The sequence below is a fragment of the Burkholderia cenocepacia genome, assembly GCF_014211915.1.
GTDB lineage: Bacteria > Pseudomonadota > Gammaproteobacteria > Burkholderiales > Burkholderiaceae > Burkholderia > Burkholderia orbicola.
This window is the reverse complement of record NZ_CP060040.1, coordinates 2,297,150-2,319,513: the sequence shown is the minus strand read 5'-3', so window position 1 is coordinate 2,319,513 and position 22,364 is coordinate 2,297,150. Positions and strand designations below refer to the sequence as shown.

Annotated in this window: 19 protein-coding genes and 1 pseudogene; 6 read left to right on the top strand and 14 right to left on the bottom strand. The window is 62.2% G+C overall.

What is annotated here, in order from left to right; genetic code table 11:
* Positions 1-265: 265 nt before the first annotated feature.
* From SY91_RS26835 to SY91_RS26825, 3 genes are read left to right on the top strand one after another with little or no spacing between them, the layout of a single operon-like run.
* Positions 266-1,420 (top strand): glycosyltransferase, encoded by a 1,155-nt coding sequence (locus tag SY91_RS26835; RefSeq protein WP_023474905.1) that lies wholly within the window; start codon positions 266-268, stop codon positions 1,418-1,420.
* Positions 1,417-1,977 carry a hypothetical protein gene (locus SY91_RS26830; protein WP_023474906.1) on the top strand — a complete coding sequence of 187 codons (561 nt, stop codon included), beginning with the start codon at positions 1,417-1,419 and terminating at the stop codon, positions 1,975-1,977. Before SY91_RS26835 ends, SY91_RS26830 begins: the two co-directional genes overlap by 4 nt.
* A 24-nt stretch (positions 1,978-2,001) precedes the next feature.
* Positions 2,002-2,736 (top strand): polysaccharide deacetylase family protein, encoded by a 735-nt coding sequence (locus tag SY91_RS26825; RefSeq protein WP_023474907.1) that lies wholly within the window; start codon positions 2,002-2,004, stop codon positions 2,734-2,736.
* Between the two features lie 120 nt (positions 2,737-2,856).
* Here the strand turns inward: SY91_RS26825 and SY91_RS26820 are convergent, their stop codons facing one another.
* The 7 genes and pseudogenes from SY91_RS26820 to SY91_RS26790 form a co-directional block, all read right to left on the bottom strand.
* Positions 2,857-4,092 carry a DUF3443 domain-containing protein gene (locus SY91_RS26820; RefSeq protein ID WP_043886605.1) on the bottom strand — a complete coding sequence of 412 codons (1,236 nt, stop codon included), beginning with the start codon at positions 4,090-4,092 and terminating at the stop codon, positions 2,857-2,859.
* Between the two features lie 17 nt (positions 4,093-4,109).
* Complete coding sequence (locus tag SY91_RS26815) at positions 4,110-4,601, bottom strand: DUF2844 domain-containing protein (protein WP_043886548.1); 492 nt, start codon at positions 4,599-4,601, stop codon at positions 4,110-4,112.
* A gap of 428 nt (positions 4,602-5,029) precedes the next feature.
* On the bottom strand, positions 5,030-5,755 hold the full coding sequence (locus SY91_RS26810; RefSeq protein ID WP_006480084.1) for an OmpW/AlkL family protein: 726 nt from the start codon (positions 5,753-5,755) through the stop codon (positions 5,030-5,032).
* 215 nt (positions 5,756-5,970) lie between these two features.
* The gene (locus SY91_RS26805; RefSeq protein ID WP_023474911.1) at positions 5,971-7,932 is read right to left on the bottom strand and encodes an acyl-CoA synthetase; all 1,962 of its coding nucleotides are present in this window, start codon (positions 7,930-7,932) and stop codon (positions 5,971-5,973) included.
* Positions 7,929-8,885: a fumarylacetoacetate hydrolase family protein gene (locus tag SY91_RS26800; RefSeq protein WP_043886550.1), complete on the bottom strand. Its 957-nt coding sequence runs from the start codon at positions 8,883-8,885 to the stop codon at positions 7,929-7,931. The genes SY91_RS26805 and SY91_RS26800 overlap by 4 nt, the downstream gene beginning before the upstream one ends.
* Before the next feature lie 36 nt (positions 8,886-8,921).
* A pseudogene (locus SY91_RS26795) lies at positions 8,922-9,991 on the bottom strand (VOC family protein).
* 7 nt (positions 9,992-9,998) lie between these two features.
* A complete protein-coding gene (locus tag SY91_RS26790; RefSeq protein ID WP_023474914.1) occupies positions 9,999-11,693 on the bottom strand; it encodes a bifunctional 3-(3-hydroxy-phenyl)propionate/3-hydroxycinnamic acid hydroxylase in 1,695 nt (564 codons plus the stop codon).
* A gap of 118 nt (positions 11,694-11,811) precedes the next feature.
* Between SY91_RS26790 and SY91_RS26785 the strand changes: the two genes are divergently transcribed.
* On the top strand, positions 11,812-12,591 hold the full coding sequence (locus SY91_RS26785; protein WP_043886556.1) for a TetR/AcrR family transcriptional regulator: 780 nt from the start codon (positions 11,812-11,814) through the stop codon (positions 12,589-12,591).
* Between the two features lie 232 nt (positions 12,592-12,823).
* Here SY91_RS26785 and SY91_RS26780 read toward each other — a convergent pair whose 3' ends face one another.
* Genes SY91_RS26780 through SY91_RS26765 form a run of 4 tightly spaced genes read right to left on the bottom strand, consistent with a single transcriptional unit; the run spans position 12,824 to position 17,422 of the window.
* Positions 12,824-14,083 (bottom strand): MFS transporter, encoded by a 1,260-nt coding sequence (locus SY91_RS26780; RefSeq protein WP_023474916.1) that lies wholly within the window; start codon positions 14,081-14,083, stop codon positions 12,824-12,826.
* Between the two features lie 6 nt (positions 14,084-14,089).
* Complete coding sequence (locus tag SY91_RS26775) at positions 14,090-14,794, bottom strand: 2OG-Fe dioxygenase family protein (protein WP_023474917.1); 705 nt, start codon at positions 14,792-14,794, stop codon at positions 14,090-14,092.
* 28 nt (positions 14,795-14,822) lie between these two features.
* Positions 14,823-16,184: an acetyl-CoA carboxylase biotin carboxylase subunit family protein gene (locus SY91_RS26770; RefSeq protein ID WP_043886558.1), complete on the bottom strand. Its 1,362-nt coding sequence runs from the start codon at positions 16,182-16,184 to the stop codon at positions 14,823-14,825.
* A gap of 47 nt (positions 16,185-16,231) precedes the next feature.
* Complete coding sequence (locus SY91_RS26765) at positions 16,232-17,422, bottom strand: KamA family radical SAM protein (protein ID WP_023474919.1); 1,191 nt, start codon at positions 17,420-17,422, stop codon at positions 16,232-16,234.
* 1,093 nt (positions 17,423-18,515) lie between these two features.
* On the opposite strand from SY91_RS26765, the gene SY91_RS26760 reads away from it, so the two are divergent.
* Positions 18,516-19,133, top strand: coding sequence for a LysE family translocator (locus tag SY91_RS26760; RefSeq protein WP_023474920.1), 618 nt, complete (start codon positions 18,516-18,518; stop codon positions 19,131-19,133).
* Between the two features lie 108 nt (positions 19,134-19,241).
* Complete coding sequence (locus SY91_RS26755; protein WP_011548706.1) at positions 19,242-19,490, top strand: hypothetical protein; 249 nt, start codon at positions 19,242-19,244, stop codon at positions 19,488-19,490.
* A gap of 132 nt (positions 19,491-19,622) precedes the next feature.
* Here the strand turns inward: SY91_RS26755 and SY91_RS26750 are convergent, their stop codons facing one another.
* The 3 genes from SY91_RS26750 to pcaD form a co-directional block, all read right to left on the bottom strand.
* Positions 19,623-20,981, bottom strand: coding sequence for an MFS transporter (locus SY91_RS26750; RefSeq protein ID WP_023474922.1), 1,359 nt, complete (start codon positions 20,979-20,981; stop codon positions 19,623-19,625).
* A 193-nt stretch (positions 20,982-21,174) separates the two neighbouring features.
* Positions 21,175-21,564, bottom strand: coding sequence for a 4-carboxymuconolactone decarboxylase (gene pcaC / locus SY91_RS26745; protein ID WP_011356714.1), 390 nt, complete (start codon positions 21,562-21,564; stop codon positions 21,175-21,177).
* A 10-nt stretch (positions 21,565-21,574) separates the two neighbouring features.
* Positions 21,575-22,360 (bottom strand): 3-oxoadipate enol-lactonase, encoded by a 786-nt coding sequence (pcaD, locus tag SY91_RS26740; protein ID WP_011548708.1) that lies wholly within the window; start codon positions 22,358-22,360, stop codon positions 21,575-21,577.
* Between the last annotated feature and the right edge of the window lie 4 nt (positions 22,361-22,364).

Sequence of the window (22,364 nt, the reverse complement as noted above, 5' to 3'; positions counted from 1 at the left end):
CCCGCGAGAGATCGTCACGCCCGGGGCGACACGATTCAGCGATCGCGACACATTCTCACAAAGATGCGCAGACCTCGACACTACGGCACGTAAACGATCTGTAATATTTGGAAATGATTCGCATTGACGCCGTGCGCCGACGTCAACGCGCAATCCCGGGCCGGAAACGCGGCACCGCGTTCGCGCCATGGCTTCCATCAGATCGAGTCCGGCATTTCATCAGTATTCCTCTTAAATGACGGATCGATAAAAAAGCGGCATCGTGATGAACATTCTGTACACCAACTTCCACGGCGATTACGGCGGCGGCCAGGACACCTACGTCCGCGATCTCGCCGTCGCGATGAGCCGCCATCACCGCGTGACCGTGGCGTCGCCGGAAGGCAGCCGCCTGTCGCGACTGCTGAAGGACAGTCCCCGCGTGGCGATCTTCGACATGGAATTCAAGCCGCGCTGGAACCAGCTGTGCCGGGAGATTCTCAGGCTGCGCCAGCGGATCGCCGCCGAGCGCTTCGATGTGATCCACGTGAACGGGTCCGCCGATCATCGGCAGGTGATGCTGGCGCTGCTCGGCTGCCGGTATCGGCCGGCGGTCGTGCTGACCAAGCACAACACCTATCGCGCCGACAGCTTCGGCAACCTGCTGCGCGCCCGGCTGGCCACCGACCACACGATCGCGGTCAGCGACTACGTCGCCAGCATGCTCGCGCTGCGCTCGCCGTACGGCAACGTCACGGTCGTCAAGCACGGCGTGCGCCGGCCCGCTGCCGAACGACTCGCGGCCGACGAGATCCGCCGCCGCAAGATCGCGCTGTTCGGCACGTCCGGCGCGGATGCGATCGTGCTGGGCAGCAGCGCCGGCACCGCGCCCGAAAAAGGCTGGATGGACCTGATCGCCGCGCTCGGCCGCCTGCCCGAAACCGAGCGCGAGCGGTTTCGCGTGCTGCTGGTCGGCGCGGAGCCGTCCGGCGAGCAGCGCGCGCAACTCGCGCGGCATGGCATGGCGTCGCGCACCGCGTTCACCGGGCGCCTCGACGATGTGCGGGCGCCGTTCTCGATCATCGACGTGTCGTTCGTGCTGTCGTACCACGAGAGCCTGTCGTATGCGTGCCGCGAAGCGATGTCGCTCGGCTGCCCCGCGATCGTGACGCGCGTGGGCGGGCTGCCCGAAAACGTCGAACCGGGCGTGGACGGCTGGGTCGTCCCGCCGCGCGAGCCCGCGGCAATCGAAGCGATCCTGCGCGCGATCGTGCAGGAGCCCGGCTGCATCCGTGCGATGGGGCGCAGCGCGCGGCTGAAAGGCAAGCGCGAATTCTCGTTCGACGCGTTCGTCGACGCGACCTTGTCCGTCTATCACAAATCGATTCGACACAACCCCTATCGCTGGGTGACCTCCTTGAGATCCACGAAATGGCAATGAATATCTGGAAGAAGTACTGGGACCTGCGCACGCAGGAATGTCCGTGCGACGTGCACTTCGTCGAATGGCTGGAATCCGTGCGCCTCAAGGGCATCCGCATCTATCACTTCGGTACCGGCGGGCATCACCATGTCGGCGTCGAATGCGCACGGCCGCATCTGAACAACACCGTCTTCGGCGTGACGGCATCGCCGAAGGAATACAAGTCGTACGTCGATCTCGTCACGCGGCAGCCCGAGGTGAGCAAGACCTACCTCGCGTATTTCGGCGACATCTATACGAGCCATTCGAACCTGCTGCCGACGTTCGACGTCGTCACGCTGTTTCATCTGTGCGAATTCCGCGACGAAGCGAACAGCCGCTATGGCGCGAAGACCGACGAAGCGGTACTCGACCTGTTCGCGCGCCATACCGCACCCAATGGCCATCTACTGTTCTACAAGGGCTCGTCGGCCTACCGGAAGGCCGAGCCGATCATCGCGCAATGGGCCGCTCGTGCCGATTTCGCCGAGGTCGGCGACTTCAAGACCCTGCGGATTTTCCGCAAGGCCGCGTAATCCCGCTTTCCTGCGATCCGCCCGATGCTTGCGCGCACTCCACGCTATCCGATCCTGATGTATCACCAGATCCGCCCGCTGCCGCCGCCGACCGACCGGCTGCGCAGCCTGAGCGTCGCCCCCAACGCGTTCCGCCGCCAGATGACGCTGTTCCGGCAGCTCGGCTACCGCGGCGTGAGCGTGCGCGAACTGCAGCCGTACCTGCGCGGGGAGCGGCAGGGCAAGGTCTTCGGTATTTCGTTCGACGACGGCTTTCTCAACGTGCTGACGCATGCGATGCCCGTGCTGGACGCACTCGGATTCACCGCGACCTGCTACTTCGTCGCCGGACGGTTCGGCGGCGCGAACGACTGGGATGCTGGCGCGCCGACCACGCGCTCGCCGCTGATGACCTGCGAGGACATGCTAGCGTGGCGCGATCACGGCCATGAAATCGGCTCGCATACGCTCGATCACGTCGCGCTGTCGTATGTGCCGGCGCCTGTTTCGGACTTTCAGCTTACCGAATCGAAGCGGCAACTCGAAATGCTGAGCGGGCAATGCGTCGAATCGTTCTGCTATCCGTACGGTGATCTCGACGCGCGCGTGCGCAATCAAGTCATCGCTGCCGGTTACGGCAACGCGACGACGACCCGGCGCGGATGCGCCGGTGCGACCGACGATCCGTTTCTGTTGCCGCGCATCCCGGTGGCGGGCGGGGTCGGGGCCGTGAGGCTGTGGTTCAAGTGCATGAAGGGGCGAATGGCCGCGTGCCGATAAGCGCTTGAGCAGACCGACTGGACGGGCCGGTCTCACCCCGATCCAATACCCATCGCCTTCGGTGACGCAATTTCCGACCGATTGAAGATCAATGACAAGTATCCGGCCCTGCTCGAGGCATCAGTATGCGACGTAAGGCGCAGACCCGCCTTCCGCCGAACGATCCAGACCAAAATAGATTGTCCGACCGTAAAAATAGGGCAGCCCGAGATCTAGCCAGGAGGACGATCCGAAGTGACCGGCGACGTCATTGAATGCATATGTCGAACTCCTCGAGAACAACGTATCTGCGTTTGCCACGGACAGGGAAATCATGCTCACCGTGCCGTCGAGCCCAACCAGGGTCGCGGCATAAGTGGTCGTCGTTGACGGGCAATAGAATCGCGTGTTTCTGGTACACGTAATCTGCGACGAGTCATCGAAGAAATTCGCATTTGATCCGGTATCGAAGAACGCGGTGACCTTTCTGGAAAGGAATGCTCCCGGCACATCACCCGTCGTCGTCGACATCAGCTTCGTGGTGGCACCGAATGCATTGTTGCTTTGCGTGCCGATGCCAAAAATCAACGAGCCCGTCGCGCTTTCCCGACCGTCTTCTGAAATCTGCGGCATTTGTACAATCACGCCGTTGTTGTCTACGGCAAATTGACCGACAGGATTGCTGATCTGTTGCGATAGCGGCACGGTGACTTGTTCGCAACTCGAGTTTCCGTCCGCGCACGCGTAGTAGTTGCTCAACGACGCGACCTTCACACAGGGTGCGCCGCAATCATACGGCGCCGGGCCAATTCCAAGAATGCCGTTTGCACCAAGCGCCGTGGCCGAGTTCGCCGATTCATTCCCGTTTGTACAGGAACTTGGCACGTTATCCGTTCCGAGATCGCCGATGATCTGCACCGGCAAGGAACGCGCACGTTCATCGCCAATGGCAAGGTCGATCGTTCGAACCGTGCCCCACGTATAACTCGAAACGAACTTGCCGCACTCGGAAAGCGTCGCTCCGTCGCTCGTGGTTGTTTTAGGCAGACTGTCGATAACGCTCGGAATGGCATCACGTACGATCCGCAAGCCATACGATGCCGTGTCGACGAGCACATTGGACACCACCTGGCAACTTGACGTTCCGGGCGCACAAATCTTGATGTTGACGGTCGGAATGTTGACGACGCGTGCAACGCCTCGCGCAACCGTAATGATGGCGGTATTCCCGGTGTTGCCGTCCGATGTGCCAGAACTACTGGCGCCCGTTTCGCCGGAACCGGAATCGCCGCCGCCGCACGCGACCAGGAAAGCTGTCGAAACGATCATCAAGCTGAATATGCCGAACCACCGGACGACCGTACGAAAAATGCTCATGATCATTTTCATCGGAGTTACAGGATATCGTTACCGGTCAGGCCGGACGGAAGCGCGGGCGGCAACCAGGCTTGCCCGGAAAATGCGCCCATGTGCCCTCCTGTCTTGATCACGAGATTGCGCGTCGAAACAGATACCGGCGTACGCCAGCCACGACTTGCATGCGCGGCTTCCACGCCCGCCCTGTAATCGCGAAGATAATTGCCGAACACCGACGCGAGATCGGGAACCGTCGGCCCTTGCCACGCGACGCCGAAGACGATTCCGTCGCCCGATGTGTATTCGCGGATCACGGTTCCAGATTCGAGCGTGGATTCACGGACGATGTACACGGCTGGACTCGCCGTCAGGCCATCGGCCGCCCGATTCGCAGGCCGCATCACACGCACTTTCGCCGCATGATCGGCGGCGGACAGCGATATCGGTGCGCCGCCCAGTTCGGCATGCGCATGGGGCGCTGCCCATCCCGCGATGAGCGCGGCGGCGTAAACACAGTTAATCGACCTCACCTCTCCCTCCCCGGGTAACACCCGCGTAAGACGGTTCGGGGCGCCCCCGCTGCGAGTTCGCTCCCTTGGGATCAAGTCACCCCCAACGCCGTCGTCGCCGAGAGCGGTAACCACGCCCCGTGGGGGCCGGCCACAACATTTGGTGACATTAAACTCAATACTGATATTTTTGTCACTTATGCCGATAGAGCGCGTGCTCGAACATTCCTAACGTCGGTGTCACATTCATCATCGGCACCACGTGGGTCATATCCATCGTTCGGGTTAGTCCTCCTCAATGTTCCGGCCGCACTCGACGCATCTCGCGAGCAACGATCACGAGACGTCCGCGGTCAGGCCATGCGCCGCTGAAACTCGACGGCGATCGTCACGTCGCCGCGCAAGGCGGCGACTGCAGCACGCGTGCGGCGTGTCCTGGCCGATGCGGTTCAGAAGCGGTATCCGACCGACAGGAACGTCACGATCGGATTGACGCGGAATTTGCTGGTGCTCGTGACCGTGCCGACGGATGACCGGGTAGTGAGCGTGGCGCGCGTCGATACCCACGAATACGCCACCGACGCGTTGATCGACCAGTGAGAATCGATGTTGTACGTCAGGCCGCCGTTGACGACGGGCGCGAAGGAATTGCTGAGTGACACGGATGTCGGCCCCTCGAGCGCTGTCCCGACGGTCGGCGAGAAATAGATCTGGCCGGTGGAAACGGGGTTGCTGAGCTTGATGTTGCTGAACCACGTGTAGGTGACGCCGGCGCCCAGATACGGCCTGAACCGTGCATTCGGCTGGCCGAAGTAGTAGTTGAAGATGATCGCCGGACTCCAGGCCCGCGCGGTCCCCAGCTCGCCGAAACCGCTGAGCGTACCTGCGCCGTTCAAGTGCCATGTCGGCGGAAAACCCATGACCGTCGTCGCCGCGATATGGTCGGTCAGGAAGTACGTCGCGGTCAGTCCGAACGTATCGCCGCTTGCGATCTCCCCACCGCTGCCGGTCATCACTTGTGACTGGCCGAGCGCATTGACGGTCAGCGGATCAGCCGACCCCTGCGGCGCGAAATGGGACCAGCCGGCATTGACTACCCACTGACCGGCTGATTGAGCATGCGCGCCAGAGATGGCCGCGACCAGTACGACGGTTCCTGCGCTGATTCGCTTCATGATTGTCTCCAGATTTTGGTGTTGGTGTTCAAGAATCGTGAAACCTGTCTTCATTCCCGTGCGCCGGGCATGACTTGCGGGCCGGTCCTGCGCTTATGACGCGCGACGCCAAAAGCATCGGGCGCTGCTTCGTCAATCAAGATTCCATTTTTCAGTCACTTCGGATTCCAAAGTTACTTGCTTACTTCAACCCCAAACGCTCCGAGCATCGACAATCAGTGATGTTCGGGTTCGACAGAAGTCGAAAAGGCAAACGGGAAGCGCCCCAGCACCGTATTGGTCTTCGCTATCTGCGCGCGATCGCTCAGCGCCACATGCAACGCGAGCCCGCGCGCCGGATCGTCCACCATGCTCACCCGCGCACCCTCGACGCCGGCATCCTTCAGCGCGGAAATCAGTGCGTCGAACGTCTCCCATCGTTTGAGTTCGGGCTTGAAGATCTTGCCGACCGCCGTGAGCGGCATCGCATCGACGATATGAATCCGCTTCGGAATCGCGGCACGCTCGCCGATCGAGCTGCGTATGAACGTGTCGAGCTCCGTCTCGGTTGCCGTTGCGCCGGCTTTCAACTGCACGTAGGCGACCGGCAGCTCGCCTGCATGCACGTCGGGACGTCCGACTGCCGCGGCGATCTGCACTGCCGGGTGGCGGTGCAGCGGTTCTTCGATCGTCGCCGGATCGATGTTGTGCCCGCCCCGGATGATGAGCTCCTTGCGGCGCCCCGTGAGCCAGAAGTAGCCCTGCGCATCGCGCCGCGCGAGATCCCCGGTGTTGAGCCACTGCCGGCCGTCGCCGAGATCGAGCCACAGGCTCTTGTTCTGATCTTCCTGAAGATAGCCCGCGAACACGTTCGGCCCGGAAATCGTCAGCACACCGACTTCGTTCTCGACGCAATCGCGCACGTAGCGGCCGGCGTCGTCGAGCATCACCGCCTTCATCATCTGGCCAGGGATGCGCAAACCGATCGAACCGAGACGCCGTTCGCCGCCTGGCGGATTGACGCTGCTCACGCATGCGCCCTCGGTGAGCCCGTAACCTTCGAGAATCCGGACCCCGGTGCGATCCTGGAACGTGCGGAATACTTCCACGGGCATCGGCGCGGCGCCGCAGAGCCCATACTCGAGCGAGTCGATATTCCGACCGTCGACGGGCACGTCGAGCAATGCCGAATACAAGGTCGGCACCGCGCTGAAGAAGTTGATCCTGTGGTGCTCGACGATTTCCCAGAATCGTTTGACGACGCCGTCGCCGCGATAGCCCTGTGGCGTGCCCAGCACCACATGTGCGCCACGCGAGAACGGCACCAGGCCCGTTGCCAGCACGGCATTGACATGGAACAGCGGCAGTCCGCAGAAAACGGTCTTCCCCGGGCCCATCCCGGCGCCGACGACCTGCCCGACGCTCCACGCATTGGCCACCTCGTTGCCGTGCCGGCGAATCGCGATTTTCGGCAATCCCGTCGTGCCGCCCGTGCAGAAGTAGGACGATATGTCGTCGGCTTCGAAACGCCGGGGGATCAGCAGCGAATCGCCGGATTCACGCGACATCGCACGGTCGAAATCGTGGATCTCGATGTGGCGCGGAACGGCGCCGCGCACGCCCGCGCACCCGTGCAACCGCTTGCATTCGCGACGCTGCATCGCGCGTGCGGCCATTCGGCGCCACCCCTGCACTCGCTCGGCCAGATCGACCAGGACGAGGCTTTGCAGCGACGGCACCTGGCTCAGGACGGGATGGATCTTCGACCAGATATCCGTTCCCGGAAAGGGTGCCAGCGTCACCAGCACTTTTGCGTTTGCGGCCTTGAGCAGCGATGCGATCGCCGGTCCCTCCAGCAACGGATTGATTGCGCATACGATCCCGGCCGCTTCGCCGCCCCAGATGACGAAATGCGTCTCCGGCAAGTTCGGCAGCACGTAGGCGACCACCGAGTGGCGATCGATGCCCAGGCGCGAAAACAGGTTCGCGGCGCGGGTGATATCCCGCAGAAGCGCCGAATAGGTCCAGCGCAATGGCTTGCGATGATCGTCCGCGCGCAGGAAAAACGACAAGGCCGGCGCGCTCGGGTCGATCGCCGCACCGCGGCCGATCATCTCGTAAGTGCTGGCCGGGAGGTCGTCGGGCGGCCCCTGGTTTTCGATCCGAAGCACGTCCGCTTCGGTTGCGATGGCGTTCATGCGCGCTCGTCCACGATTCGGTTGCGTTGCACACCGAGGTCGATCGCCCCGTCCCTGCTCCGGATCCGTGCTTCGACCAGATCCCCGGCCTTCAGGTACTGCGGGCGAGCGGCCTGAACCTTCGTGAACATCCGCCACTTCATGTGCTCCGGCAGCAACGCGGCAATCCGTTGCTTCGCCGGCGACGGAATGCTGAGCGCGCATCCGGACGGCGTGCCCGTTGCAAGCAAGTCACCGGCGTTCAGATCCTGAACACCCGAAAGCTCCGTGAGCGTTTCGGCCGGACCGTATACGAGGTTCCCGGTCGAATCGCTCTGCCTCACTTCCCCGTTCACGGTCAGTGTCAGTGTCAGCGCGCGCAGCCGCGCGATATCGCTGGCCTCCAGCAGGCACAGATACGGCCCGACCGGCCCGAACGTCCGATAGCTTTTTCCCTTGTAAAACTGCATTTGGGGAATCTGGATATCGCGTGCGGAATAGTCGTTGACGATCACGAGGCCGGCCACGTACTCGTGCAGGTTCTTGTCCGTGATGGCTTGCCGGGACGTGATATCGCGGCGAAGCACGAGCCCCAGTTCGATCTCGTAGTCCAGAAACCGCACATGTTGCGGCCGGATGACGTCGGAATCGGCGGCGACGATGCAGCTCGTCGCCTTCGTGAAGATCATGTTGAATGACTTCGCATCCGGGTTCATGCCGGACTCGATCATGTGCTGACGATAGTTCGCGCCCTGGCAAACGAACCGTTGATTGCGCGTGACCGGCGACAGCCACTCGACGTCCGACTCGGAAATCGTTTCTCCACCGAGCGCGGCGAGTTCATCGATCCGATGGGCTCGCACGAATTCGCCAGTGGTCGAGTAGTCGCCCGGTATCGGTGTGATCCGGTGATGCCTCACCACGCCCCATTGGGCGCGCCCCTGATGCCGGTAGTGCAAGACGTGCAATGCCATGAAGATGCCTCGAACAGGTCTGAGTGAAGATGAAGGTCACGCAAACAGCTTCGCGAGCGTGCGCAGCTTCGCGAACGTGACGTCCGGACTGGTCCGGAGGTTTCGGATGAGCGATGCGATGCTCGCCGCGGTGATCTTCGGTTTGGTGAAGCTGCGCGGCATCCGCGGGCCCCACTGCGACATCGCTTCACGGCTGACTTCGTGGATGCCCGTCGCCACGTCCGCCGTGAACATGTCCCCATCGCAATAGTGTTCGTGCTTGTCGCCCCACGGGTCCTGCCAATAGTCGAAGACCTGGCTTCCGAGAATGTGGCGCCCCATTCCCCATGCGTGCGTCCATCCTCTTTCGCTCAGCACACGCTGCCCGACCCCCACGGCATCCGCGTCAACCAGCTCGAATGCCGAGTGGCTGTACAGCGCTGCGAATCCCTGTGCCAATGCCAGGGTATGGTGATCGGCGGGTGTCGCCCCGCGATCGAGTCGCAGGAACGCGACGGCGGGCGAGCCATCCGGCAACACCTGAACGTCGCTCGGGATGAAGCCGAAGTGAGACGTGTACCACGCGCAGGTCGCCTGGAAATCGGCGAGTTCGAGCACGACATGACCGAGGCGAATCACTTCCGGCACTTCCAGCGGCGGACGCTGGGTATCGTTCACGCGAACGATGGAATCGGGCGAGTTGAACGGTAACGCCGACCGGTGCGGCAGGGCGCCGGCCCGCGCTTGTCCCGCGACTGCGTCGACACGAAAACCCGACGGATCGACGAGCGTGACGCGATGCCCGCCACCGGGCCACGGCGACGGCTCCACGTCCGACGCGCCCGGCACGTCGGCAAGCTTTCGCAGTGCGTCGATGCCGTCGACTTCGAGCCCGAAGCCGACGAAGCGGTTTTTTTCAGCCCGCCGGACGACGTAGCAGAACGGTGTGGCGGCCGTGCCCCGAAGGAACAGTTGATCGCCGTCACGGGATACCGTCCGCAGGCCGAAATCGTTGAGAAATCGTTCGGCCCGTTCGAGATCGGGACGCTCGAACATCAGATAGGAAAGCGCCCGGGCCTTCGTCGTCGGCTGGGGCTCCGTGCGGGTTGTGCAGTAGTGAGCTTCATGGGGGCCTCAGGAAATCGGCTGGGCAACGTGATCAGTCAGCGACGACAACGACGTGCGCGCACCAAGCAATCGCAGGGATTCGAGAACGAGACGGGTCGAGTCGGCTACCGGGCCTTCGTGCAGGACCGTTTTGTCCGGCCGAATCACGGCCGCCCAGCCAAACCGCACGACACCCGGCATGAACGTACCGTCCAGGTCTTCCCATCCGTCGTTGTCGATGCGATGAAGGCGTTGCCCGCGGTGCACGACCCGCACCACGACGCCCCCCGCCGCAATGAACGCGGCTCGCGCGCCGGCGTCGAGTTCGACGCCTGGGTCCCGTCCGAATCCGATCAACGCGAGACCGCTACCGAACACGTCGTCGCTCAGGCGGATCGCGCCATCGTGCTTGCGCAGCCATCCCTGCGGCAGCGCCGCGCCGCGTACGAGCCGCGTGGATGAATGGCCGGGGACGAACAGACCGCTCCGGAACGCATTCTTCGGCTTGATTCCGAGCTCGTCGAAGTGATTCCGCAGCGGCGGAACGAGCCGTGTCAATCGCATCAGACCATGCGTGAACAACGCGATCCCGGCATTTCGCGGCATCACGAGCTTGCCCATGAATTTCGCGACGCCGATCATCGCCTTCGCGTGCGGCCGGCGTTCCCGATCGTAGGAGTCCAGAATTTTCTGGGTTGCGTGGCCTTTGACGACCCACGCCAGTTTCCAGCCGAGATTTGCGGCATCGCGCAGACCGGCGACGAGCCCCTGGCCAGCGAACGGCGGAGTGATATGGGCGGCGTCGCCTGCAAGAAAAACGCGTCCTTTGCTGAAGGCCCTGACGGTTCGGGCATGAAAGCGGTACACGGCCTTGCGTTCGATCACGATGTCCTCGATGCCGCCCCACGGCGCGAGCAGTTCGCGGATGCGTTCGTCGGATTCCATTTCCTCTCGCGTCTCGCCGGGATGGAGCATGAATTCCCAACGCTCACGCCCACCGGGAGCGGTCATATGAGGCGTCGGCCGCCGGTGGTCACAGATGAACTCGACATGGTCGATGGGTCGGCGCACGTTTCGCGCGTCGACGATCAACCAGTCTTCCGCGAACGTCTTGCCCTTGAAATCCTGTCCGATCAACTGGCGCACGATCGAGCTGGCACCATCGGCACCGACGACGTAGCGAGCGCGCACGACGTGCCGCGCGCCCTGCCCGCCGTCGAGCGTGGCGGCGAGGTGATCGGCGTGCTCGTCGAGCGAGACGAGCGTCACACCCAGCGCCATTCGGGCGGTGCGGTGCGCGGCCAGTCGGGCACGCAAGCATCGCTCCAGGTCCGGTTGATAGAACGTCACGAGCTTCGGATGGCCATCCACGCTCCCCAGCGTATTGATGCGACCGAACTCGCCGAACCAGGGAGAGCGCATCCGGACGTACGGGATCGCCACCGTATCGAGGTCGGCTTCGCTCACCCCGATGTACTGCAGGATGCGAAGCGCGTCGTTGTCGAGCGCGATCGCACGCGGCGCCATGAAGATCTCCGCCGCCCGGTCGACGACAAGCACACGCACGCCATCCCGGCCAAGAAGCGCGCCGATCGCCGCGCCGACGGGGCCGCAGCCCACCACAAGCACGTCTACATCCGATGGCAAGTCGCGGCCGCCGGAAGCGCTCGCGTCGTCGTTGCCTTCATGGACGCCCGGCTCGCACGTCAGTTTTGTCTCCACCACCGTTCTGCCTCCAATTCTTCGGACTGGCCGCTGCAGGCCGTCTCGATGACATTAGAGTCATAACTGATAACTTTGTCAATTTTGACGTTCGAACGTATACTCGAACATCGAACCCATGCGCATGCCGATGCCCAACACTACCTCCCGTCGCACCAGAACACCGTCGCCGGCCGCCCCGAACGGGCAAGCGCCGTCGAGCCCCGAGGTTCGTGAGCCGCGAGGCGCGCGCCGAAAGCGCGAGACGCGGGCGCGCCTGCTGGACGCCGCCTTCGTACTCATGGCGCAAAAGGGGATGGAAGGTGTCGCGATCAATGAAATCACGGAAGCCGCGGACGTGGGCTTCGGGTCGTTCTATAACCACTTCGAATCGAAAGAAGCGATTCATGCCGCGGTTCTGGAAATCGTGTTCGAGGAGTTCGCGGATACCCTGGACCGTATCGCAGGCAGCCTCACCGACCCGGCCGAGATCATTTCCGTGTCGCTGCGCCATACATTGCTGCGAGCCAGAAGCGAGCCGGTCTGGGGACAATTTCTCCTGCGCGAAGGGTTGTCCATGCGAGCGCTCAGCCGCGGCCTCGGACCGCGGTTGTTGAGGGATATTCAGAAAGGCATCCTCGCGGGGAGATTCTCGGCAAGCGACCCGCTGATGAGCGTGATCACGGTCGGGGGCGCGGTACTGACCGCCATTGCGATCGAGCTCCGATTCGATGCGGACGAGAAGCCGGTTACCGACATGTTGAACATGATCGGGTACAGTCAGAACGGCTTTGCCGAGCGGGCAGCTTCATCCCTTTTGCAGACGCTGGGTGTGCCGCGAACTGAAGCGACAGAGATTGCGAATCGCCCGTTGCCGCCCGCCGTGACGTCTGCGCCCGAGGAGTCGCCGGAGCGCTAGCGATCTATCGTTCGTCTGGGATAGGTAGAACCCTGCCGGGTACCTGCGTAGCGCTGACGGCCGTCGTCACCCTGTGCCGGCTGCGCAGCGCGGGGGCATGCAGGCTCATGACCTCGCCGACGGCAGGGCAGCGGCGGAAGCCTCTTTGATTGTTTGACGCTCGTCCGCCCGTTGCGGGCGCTCGGAGAAGATGTCTCGGGTCGCCTTGACGAACCAGGGAACACATCCGGAATCAGTCGACCTGCCCGACCGCTGCCCCCTGCGCCAGCCGTCTTTTGACGCCCACGAACGCCACGCCGGCCAGCGCGATGGAGCCACCGTAGAACAGCAGTGCCGTCACGTCCGTTCCGAGCCGGGAGAACACGAACCCGACCGCCAGCATGCCCAATCCGAGGCCGGTGCGCTCGGCAACGTACGAGATACCGATCACGCGATCGCGCGACGCGGCCGGCGTCGACTGCAGGAGCGAATAGTAGATCGTCTCCGTGGCGGCGTCGAAAATGCCCGCCAGCAAGACGAAGCCCAACATCCCCGACATGCCACGCACCTCGAAGACGCCGAGGAAGCACGCGAAGGTCAGGATCAGCAACGCGATGAAATACGGCTCGAGTGGCTGGTGACGCGATTCGAGACGCTCCAGCAAGCGCGGCGTCACTGCCGCGGAAACGAGCCGTCCGACGCCCCACACAGCCATCAGCCAGCCATACAGAAACGCGGGCTGATTCGGGTCGAACAGCTGCGACCTGATCGGGAAGCCGACATTGTGCGTACCCGAGCCGAACGCTTCGACGAAGCGCGCGCAGATCACCAGCATCACGATGACCGACAGATAACGCGCCCCGCGCGGCAGTGCGCCGGCCTCGGCCGCAGCGTGCGTCTCCTCGGCCGGTCGATGCCGGCGCGGCATGTTGCCCACCAGCATCAGAAATGCGATGGCGGAGATCGCGAACGTGATCGAATCGATCAGGAATACGCTCTTGTAGGCCAGGTACTGCGTAATCACAGATGCGAGCAGGCTACCGCCGACCACCGACACCCCATCGGTCGCACTGAGGACCGCATTGAAACGATGCCGGCCCTCCTGCCCCACCATTTCCGGCACCTCGGACATGATGGACACCCGGTAGATCCCCTGGAAAAGGCCGATGAAGAACGGCACGAAATAGATGAGCGACGCGTCGGCGGCACGCGACGACGTGGCCAGCACGCCGATCGCCAGTGCACTGCCCGCTTCCGCGGCGAAGATCAGGGTACGGCGGGAGAACCGGCTCAGCCGCGGCACCGCGGCGCCGCCCGCCACCGCACCCAGCAGGCGCGACGCCATCGTCAAGCCCAGCAGCGCGGCGGAGCCCGTGACCTCGAGCGCATAGGTCGCCAGAACGATGCTGATCATCGTCGAACTGATGTCCGAGATCGTCTTGAACGACAACCAGACGTACAACTGCGCCAACGAAGACGAAGCGCGTTTTTCTAGAACCAGCTCGGATTTCATGGCAGCTCATCTCGCTGAGGAAAAGGAAATCAGCAACATGTCCCGGAACGCGAGTTCGTCCGGGTTGGCTTGCTGAACGGCATTGGCACTGTGGTACAGCACGGCATCGTTCACGATCACGGTATCGAGGAAATCCGTCAGCGGCCGTGCGAACAAGGGAACGGTGGAAACTTTCGACGCGTGGATCTCCGATACGACCGGCCGGATATTGCGACTGTCGATGAAATGCATGAAGACCCATTCCAACCCGTCCTGGTGAATCCCCGATGTGGTCGGACTGACCTCACCTTGTTCCGCAATGATCCGGAACAGATGGACATCGATCTTGTACTCCCACCCCGCAACCAGCCGCTCCCCCAGGATAGCGATGTCGACGTCCAGCAACTGGCGGAGAATCGCACTTTCTATGAAGGAGTCCTCGGCATAGGTCAAGCGATTGACGCCCGGCACGTAGTCCACATCGTAGGTCGCGGTTGGCTCGAAATTCGTGTTCCGGTCAATTTCCAACGGTTGGCCCGGCTTGAAGCGATACAGCAGGAAGCGCCGTTCGCGTCGCGTGTAGCGCTTATAGTTCTCGTCGACGACAAGGCGTTCCCAGTGGCGCTTGAACGCAACGACCTCGTCGCCATCGCAGCGGATCACGCCGTGGAAGCGTGGTGCATGGCAATAGCCGTTGCGATTCAACTCGTCAATGACGGTATCGATGGACATCGTGTCTCCCGTGAGTCGGGCCATTCGTTCAGGAAACGATTTCCGGCTCGAGATCGCGAACGATCCGGTCATAGAGATCGATCGCATGATCGCGCCCATTCACTGCCGCCCAGCCCTTCAGCAGATAATTTTCCTCGATGTCCGCCCGGACCTCGCTACCGACCGGGCAGGCGACCTTGCATTCGATGATCGCCGGATCGCCGATGACGGAATCGAGCCCGCGGATTCCGTTGAATGTTCCGCTCGCCTCTGGAAACAACGCGAACATCGAGTAATGCTGGCGCCCGTCCGCCGCGCGTTCACAGGCGCTTCGCATGCGTTCGTGCAGCCCGGAAGCCCGTGTCAGCATCCGCAGATAGAGCTCGTACGGGTCGAGGCCCGCGATGTCCTTGAGCGCCGCGTTCACATAAAGGCCGCCGAGCCGAGGATTGATCTCGATGACGATCGGGCCGGTCTGCGACAGACGGAATTCGAGGTGGACGATCGCGTTGCGCAGGCCGATCGCTTTGAGACAATCGATCGCATACCGATTGATCTCGACAATCGCGGGCGCCGGAAAAGACACCGGTGGCGAGATCAGCAGGTTTTCCAGCACCGTGCCGCGCTTCTCCGTCAGGATCAGCTTTTCGTTGATCAGCACCGGATAAACCTGATCGTCGACGATCACGCATTCGACGCTGCCTTCGACGCCGTCGATGTACTGTTCAAGCAGAATGCTCTTGCCCGGCTCATAGTGAACCGGGGCGCCGTCACGGGCGTGGACGTCGTGCGGCATGCCGTAGTAGTCCGAAACCACTGCCTGACCATGTTGCGCGGTGAATCGCTGATAGTGATCGCGCAATTCGTTCCAGTCGCGACACTTGGCGGTAAAGGCCGAGCCCGCGCCGTAAGGCGGTTTCGCGATCAGCGGATAGCCCACAGTGTCGGCGGCTTCTCGCAACGCGTCGACATCGCTGCACATTGCGTGTCGAATCGACCGTACTCCCCGTTCCTCCAGCGCCGCACGCATCAGGAATTTGTTGTTGCAGGCGGCGACGGCCGCCGACGGAGAATGGACTCGGCCGGTCATCCGGCAAACCTCGGCAACCACCGCGCCCACCTCCCCATAGGCCGACGCCTGCCCCGCATAGCAAAAGACGGCCTCCACGTCATAGTGCGCGTCCAGACGCTCGAGCAATCTCAGCAGCGACTCGACGGAAAGCGAATCGAGCCACCATGTGTCGTCGCGCGCCGCGCGTGCATCGCCGTCCGTCGGCACGTGCCGGCGCACGACGGCCGTCAGGCACGCGAGACCCATCTTGCGAGCGACCTCGAAGTGATAATCACGATAGCTGGTCAACGACAGCAAGGAGCCCTCGATTTGCACAAACAAAACCGCGTCTTGTCGCATGTTTTCACCTGGATGAGAAATCAGTCCGCACACCGCTCAGCGCCCGTTCAGTTGTCGATCCAGTCGCACGTTTCGCCCTGCCAGTTGACGAACCGGTAGATGCGTTGTTCGCCGGTTTCTACAAACTGCGGGATGTCGCCCTGGCCTTCGAACAGCGGCACCGTAAACTTTCCTTTCGCATGAGGCAGCACATACTCGGGCATCGCAACGTTCGAAACGCGCCGCTTCAGTCGGTTCATGATGCGGATGGCGTCGCGGATCGAGGCCTTGTAGACCGACGCGCCCGGCGAAAACGGCATGAAGTGATACAGGTAGTACGGTTTGACGCCGCGGCGATACAGTTCGATGAAGAGCCGATGCAGCGTCTCCTCGTCGTCGTTGATGCCGCGCAGGAATGGCATGTTGGAAAATACGATCGGCACCGCCGACCGAATCCGCTTCACTGCGTCCGTGAAGGCCGGACTGAGTTCGTCCGGATGGCAAACGTGAACGCCGAATGCGTTCACCCGATGCCGATCGAGCATTGCGACCAACTGATCGGTGACCCTGTACGGATTGAAGGTGAGCGATCTGGAGTGAATTCGGATCAGGAGATCGCGTCCGACGTCGCGCAGGGCGGACAGATGCTCGTCGAGCTTGGCGTCGGAGAGCATCAACGGGTCGCCGCCGCTCAGAATAACTTCCTCGATTGCCGGATTCTGCTTGATATAGGCCACGCTTTCGCCGAACGTGTCCCGGCTGGCGTTGGTCTTTTCGCTATTGACTTCAAGCGTGCGGAGCGCCTCGAAGCAGAACTGGCAATACGAATTGCACGTGTTTACCATGCGCAAAATGACGCGATTGTCGTACTTGTGCTGACAAATCGGCGTCTTCATTTCATGCGCCAGTTCCCAGTTTTCCGATTCGCCATCGTATCCTCCGACGATTTCGTCACTCCAGAACGGAACGACCTGACGCCATAGCGGATTCCGGACGATGTCGGCGTCGGTGTCGCCCTGCGATTCGCGAATCAAGCGGAGGTAATAGGGTGTGATCTGTAGCTTGCGGCCGTTCAGATTGCTTTGAATGTGCGAACTCAGTTCGTCGGACCAGCCCCCGCAGGCCTCGCGTAGCGATGCTTCTTCCCGGATGGTGTTCCGTTGCTGCCAGCGCCAGTCGCGCCATTCGGCCGACGCGACATCAAAAATCCGATAGTTGTCCGAATATTTTTTTTTGCCATCAGAATTTCCAATCAACATTTTATTCAGCCCTCTCTAGACCAACGAAATGCGATCAACGTATCGTTACGCTCATGAATTCAACACGACCCATGATCCGAGCGCCGGATAGAAAACCATCGACACTACACTCAACCGGAATACGGCCCATACAACACTGCAAACTGCAAATCCATCAAACCATGAAAGCATCGATCACGGGACATACACAAACTGACATCTGAAATATCCCATCGAGCCATATCGTCGATATAGTTACGCGATGCAGAAAGCCTAAGCCACAGTACCGCCCAACAAAGAAATATGGACGCAACTCTGCTCAGCCTACTCACGAACATGGAGAGGCATCGATTAAATATTTCGCAGAAATTTATTGGCTTTCGCTTCAGCATGCGAAAACGACAGTTCCCGCTCCCCGTCCGATCGTGATTCATGCGAGCTATTACGTCCGTGCAAGACCATTTCTCGCGGCGGCCAAGCCAAAGGAATTTGAAAGATTTCCCGTTCTGGATATAAGCATTCCTGATTCGACGAGTCTCAATCCTAAGTTAACAAATTTAAGTAGCGCAAGAAGAATTTCACTAGCCATCCATAACAGTCCCTTCCCATACGTCTACTTTGCCGGACGCCTCTGTCGTGCTTTCAATTTGGAAACGCACATACAGCTCGCATTTTTACAATTACCAATCGACATCATTCGATACTCAAGGAATTGCGCACCTCGTAAAAACATCAGGTTTAACGCCCGCCTAGAAAATAGAATATTCAGCTTCTCCCAAATTTTGAAAATACCCCTCGTCGATGCGGCTTTGAATAAGCCCAATATCGAGCTCATCCGGGCATCATTTCTTACAATTTGATAGGCAAATTGCCCACCTTTCTGAATGCGGGTGTGCGTGGATAGGCCGGACGCGTGTCGCAACGCGCCGAAAATGTAGAGATGTCCGTCCCAAATGAAGAGGAAGTATCCCTGCTGCGCGCCCCCCTTTCGTACACACAAAGGGATTCAACATCCCCGTACCGGCAATCGACAACACAACTGTACCGGTACTGTACAGAAAACCGTCGCTACACTGATCTCCATCCCAGCCTCGAACCGAATGGAGAATCCGCGATGGAATTCCTCACCCTCAGCGCGCTGCCCGCCGGCATGCTGTTCGCGCTCGTCACGTCGATCACGCCCGGCCCGAACAACACGATGTTGCTCGCCTCAGGTGTCAACTTCGGTTTCCGCCGCACGATGCCGCACCTGTTCGGCATCAGCATCGGCGTCGCGATCCTGATGCTGTGCGTCGGCTTCGGCCTCGGCGAAGCGTTCAAGCGCCTGCCGCTGCTGTACACGATCCTCGAAGCCGCGAGCGTCGCGTACCTGTTGTACCTCGCGTGGCGCATCGGCACGTCGGGCGAAGTGAAGGCGCACGGCGCCAAGCCGCGGCCGATGACGTTCATCGAGGCCGCCGCGTTTCAGTGGGTCAATCCGAAGGCGTGGATGATGGTGTTGACCGCCGCGACGACGATCCGGCTGTCCGCCGATTACGGGATGAACGCCGCATGGATGTCCGTCGTGTTCGTCCTGATCGGCTTCCCGTGCATCTGCCTGTGGGCCGCGTTCGGCCTCGGCCTGCGCCGCTTCCTGTCGAATCCCCGCGCGCTGCGCGTCTTCAACGTGACGATGGCCGTGCTGCTGATCCTGTCGCTGTATCCGCTCGTCGCCCATTTGCTGCCGCAGTGAGCGCTCACAAGTGCCCGTTGAGCTTCACGTGATGCAGGCGTACCCTTTCGATACGGGCGCGTGCAGCCGCTTCGGCGGTTGCACCGCTGCTCTGCATGGAGATTGCTGATGAAGCCAATGCTGAGAGCGGGCGAGCACATCGAAGGCATGCACTGGATCGCCGAATATCACCCGCTCACGCACGATATCCGCGTGCTGCGCGAGAACATCGAAGTCGGCACTTACTGCGCGCCGCCGACGCTGTTCGGCGACGAGGAAGGCATGGGCGCCGCGAACCACGACGATCATCGCGGCCGGGAAGCCGCGCTGCGCGCGTATCTGCGCAACTTCGTCAAGGAACACGACGCGGAGGAATAACGGTACGACGGCCGAAATGTCGACGGGCCGCGAAAGCGGCCCGGTCTGCTGTCGTGCGCCGGTCGCTCCGCTCGCGACCGGCCTGAATCGATCCTGCACAGGGCCGGCGCCACGCACCGGCCCGCCCGTCGCTCAATGCCCGAGCGACTCGATCTTGCCTGCCGGGTGCGCCACGCCATGCGGCCGCGCCATTTGTTTGATCAACAGCGCGACACACGCGAGCACGCCCGCGACGGCAATCGTCGCGAACACACCCGCAAACGAGAAGTGCCGGCGCGTCAGTTCGGCGACGAGGAACGACCCGGCGATCCCGCCGAAACGGCCGACGCCGAGCATCCACGCGACACCCGTGCCGCGCCCTTCGGTCGGATAGAACGCGGCGGCCAGCGCCGGCATCGACGATTGCGCGGTATTCATCAGCACGCCGGCCACGAACACGACCAGCACCAGCAAGCCGACGTTGCCGGCCGCCTGCCCGATCGCATACACGCTCACCGCCGTCAATGCATAGCACACGGCGATCACGCGGTTCGCGTTGAAGCGGTCCATCAGCACGCCGCACAGCACGGCGCCCACGCCGCCGAGCGGGAACAGCGCGGAGATCAGCGTCGCGCTCTTCGGCGTCAGCCCCGCATCTTTCAGCAGAATCGGCATCCAGTTGATCGACGCGTAGAAGATCACGAGGCCCATGAAGTACGCGAGCCACAGCATCACCGAGCCGACGATGTACGAACGCGACAGCACGACGCCGAGGCCCTTGCCGCCCGTCTGCGGCGCGGCTTCGGTCAATGCGAACGAGCCGGCGTTCAGCGCGTCGCGCGAGATGCGCGCGAGCGTGGCGCGGATCTTGTCGATGGACTGGCCGCTCGCGACCATGAAGCGCACCGATTCCGGCATCTTCAGCAGCAACAACACGCCGAGCAGCAGCGGCGTCACGCCGCCCAGCATCAGCACGCTGCGCCAGCCGAAATGCGGAATCATCCACGCAGCGAGGAAACCGCCGAACGCGGCGCCCAGCGGGAAGCCGCAGAACATCAGGTTGATCACGGTCGCGCGACGCTTGTCCGGGCAGAATTCGCCCATCATCGTGACCGCGTTCGGCATCGCCGCGCCGAGCCCGACGCCCGTGATGAAGCGCAGGATGGTCAGGTGTCCGATCGTGTTCGAGAACGCCGACATCAGGCACGCGACGCCGAACAGGAACACCGAGCCGAGCAGCAGCGAGCGGCGGCCGAGGCGGTCGGACAGCGGGCCCGACACGAGCGCGCCGCACGCGAGGCCGAACAGCGCGGCGCTCAACACGGGCGCGAGATCGGGCTTGGTGAGGTTCCATTCGCCCAGCAACGACGGTGCGATGAAGCCGATCGCGGCCGTATCGAAGCCGTCGAGCAGCACGATCACGAAACACATGAGGAACACGAGCCACTGAAAGCCGCCGAACGGCTGCTCGTTGATGAAGGTCTGGACATCGACCACGGGTGTGCGATTCATCGCTAGTCTCCTTGTCGGCCGAAGTGGGCGCGTCAGCGCTCGATCGGTCGCATCCAACATTGATATATGCAAGAAGCGCGGCCTCATGGCCGCGCCTTTCCTTCGTTCACACACCGATTCGCTGCCGGTGCGCTCGCTGATCGTCACGGCTCGCCAGCATCAGCGGGCCGCGCGATCGGATCACTGCCGGCGCTTAACCAGCAGCGCCATCCTGTTCCTTGAAGATCTTGTCCGCGAGATGGAACGCGGAATTCGCGGCCGGCACGCCGCAATAGATTGCGGTCTGCAGCAGCACTTCCTTGATCTCGTCGCGCGTCACGCCATTGTTGCGCGCGGCGCGCAGGTGCAGCGCCAATTCCTCGCCGCGGTTCAGCGCCACCATCATCGCGATGGTCAGCAGGCTGCGCGTATGACGCGGCAGCCCGTCGCGGGTCCAGATCTCGCCCCATGCATAGCGCGTGATCAGATTCTGGAATTCGTCGGTCACCTCGGTGCGGTTCTCGATCGAACGGTCGACGTGCGCGTCGCCGAGCACCGCGCGGCGCACCTTCATTCCTGCTTCATAACGTTCCTGGTCGTCCATCGCCGGTGCCTCACGCAGTCAGGAAATCGAGCAACGCGCGGTTGAAACCGCTGGTGCACTCGATGTTCGAAATGTGCGCGGCGTCGAATTCGACGTGCAGCGCACCGGGAATCGCGGCGGCAAGCGCGCGGCCCTGGTCGGGCGGCGTCGACATGTCCTTCGCGCCGGTCACGACGAGCACCGGCAACGCGATGCCCTTCACTTCCTCGCGCAGGTCGGCCGCGTTGAGCGCGTCGCAGTTCGCCGCATAGCCGTCCTTGTCGGTATGCACGAAGGTATCGCGGATCGCATCGAACAGGCGCGGTTCGCGTTCGACGAATGCGTCGGTGAACCAGCGCGGCAGCACGGCGTCGGCGAGCGCGGCCATCCCTTCGGCGCGCGCCTTCTGCGCACGCGGCGCCCACACTTCCGGCGAGCCGATCTTCGCGGCGGTATTCGACAGCACCGCGCGCACGATGCGCGACGGGTAGCGCGCGGCGAGCGCGGCGCCCGTCAACCCGCCCATCGAGATGCCGCAGAAATGCGCGCAGTCGATGCCGACGTGGTCGAGCAGGCCGATCACGTCACCCGCCAGTTGCTCGATCGTGTACGAACCGGCCGGCGCGTCGGAATGGCCGTGGCCACGCGTGTCGTAGCGCAGGATGTTGAAGTGCTGCGTGAGCGGGCGGATCTGCGGCGCCCACATCTGCAGATCGGCGCCGAGCGAGTTCGAGAAAACGAGCCACGGCGCGTCGTCGCGTGCGGCACGGTCGATCCGGTAATGCAGTTTCACGCCGTTGACAGTGGCGAAAGGCATCTCA

Coding starts and splice junctions, on each gene's coding strand:
- SY91_RS26835 (WP_023474905.1), top strand. CDS start 266: ATGAACATTCTGTACACCAACTTCCACGGCGATTACGGCGGCGGCCAG.
- SY91_RS26830 (WP_023474906.1), top strand. CDS start 1,417: ATGAATATCTGGAAGAAGTACTGGGACCTGCGCACGCAGGAATGTCCG.
- SY91_RS26825 (WP_023474907.1), top strand. CDS start 2,002: ATGCTTGCGCGCACTCCACGCTATCCGATCCTGATGTATCACCAGATC.
- SY91_RS26820 (WP_043886605.1), bottom strand. CDS start 4,092: ATGAGCATTTTTCGTACGGTCGTCCGGTGGTTCGGCATATTCAGCTTG.
- SY91_RS26810 (WP_006480084.1), bottom strand. CDS start 5,755: ATGAAGCGAATCAGCGCAGGAACCGTCGTACTGGTCGCGGCCATCTCT.
- SY91_RS26805 (WP_023474911.1), bottom strand. CDS start 7,932: ATGAACGCCATCGCAACCGAAGCGGACGTGCTTCGGATCGAAAACCAG.
- SY91_RS26800 (WP_043886550.1), bottom strand. CDS start 8,885: ATGGCATTGCACGTCTTGCACTACCGGCATCAGGGGCGCGCCCAATGG.
- SY91_RS26785 (WP_043886556.1), top strand. CDS start 11,812: ATGCGCATGCCGATGCCCAACACTACCTCCCGTCGCACCAGAACACCG.
- SY91_RS26780 (WP_023474916.1), bottom strand. CDS start 14,083: ATGAAATCCGAGCTGGTTCTAGAAAAACGCGCTTCGTCTTCGTTGGCG.
- SY91_RS26775 (WP_023474917.1), bottom strand. CDS start 14,794: ATGTCCATCGATACCGTCATTGACGAGTTGAATCGCAACGGCTATTGC.
- SY91_RS26770 (WP_043886558.1), bottom strand. CDS start 16,184: ATGCGACAAGACGCGGTTTTGTTTGTGCAAATCGAGGGCTCCTTGCTG.
- SY91_RS26765 (WP_023474919.1), bottom strand. CDS start 17,422: ATGTTGATTGGAAATTCTGATGGCAAAAAAAAATATTCGGACAACTAT.
- SY91_RS26760 (WP_023474920.1), top strand. CDS start 18,516: ATGGAATTCCTCACCCTCAGCGCGCTGCCCGCCGGCATGCTGTTCGCG.
- SY91_RS26755 (WP_011548706.1), top strand. CDS start 19,242: ATGAAGCCAATGCTGAGAGCGGGCGAGCACATCGAAGGCATGCACTGG.
- SY91_RS26750 (WP_023474922.1), bottom strand. CDS start 20,981: ATGAATCGCACACCCGTGGTCGATGTCCAGACCTTCATCAACGAGCAG.
- pcaC (WP_011356714.1), bottom strand. CDS start 21,564: ATGGACGACCAGGAACGTTATGAAGCAGGAATGAAGGTGCGCCGCGCG.
- pcaD (WP_011548708.1), bottom strand. CDS start 22,360: ATGCCTTTCGCCACTGTCAACGGCGTGAAACTGCATTACCGGATCGAC.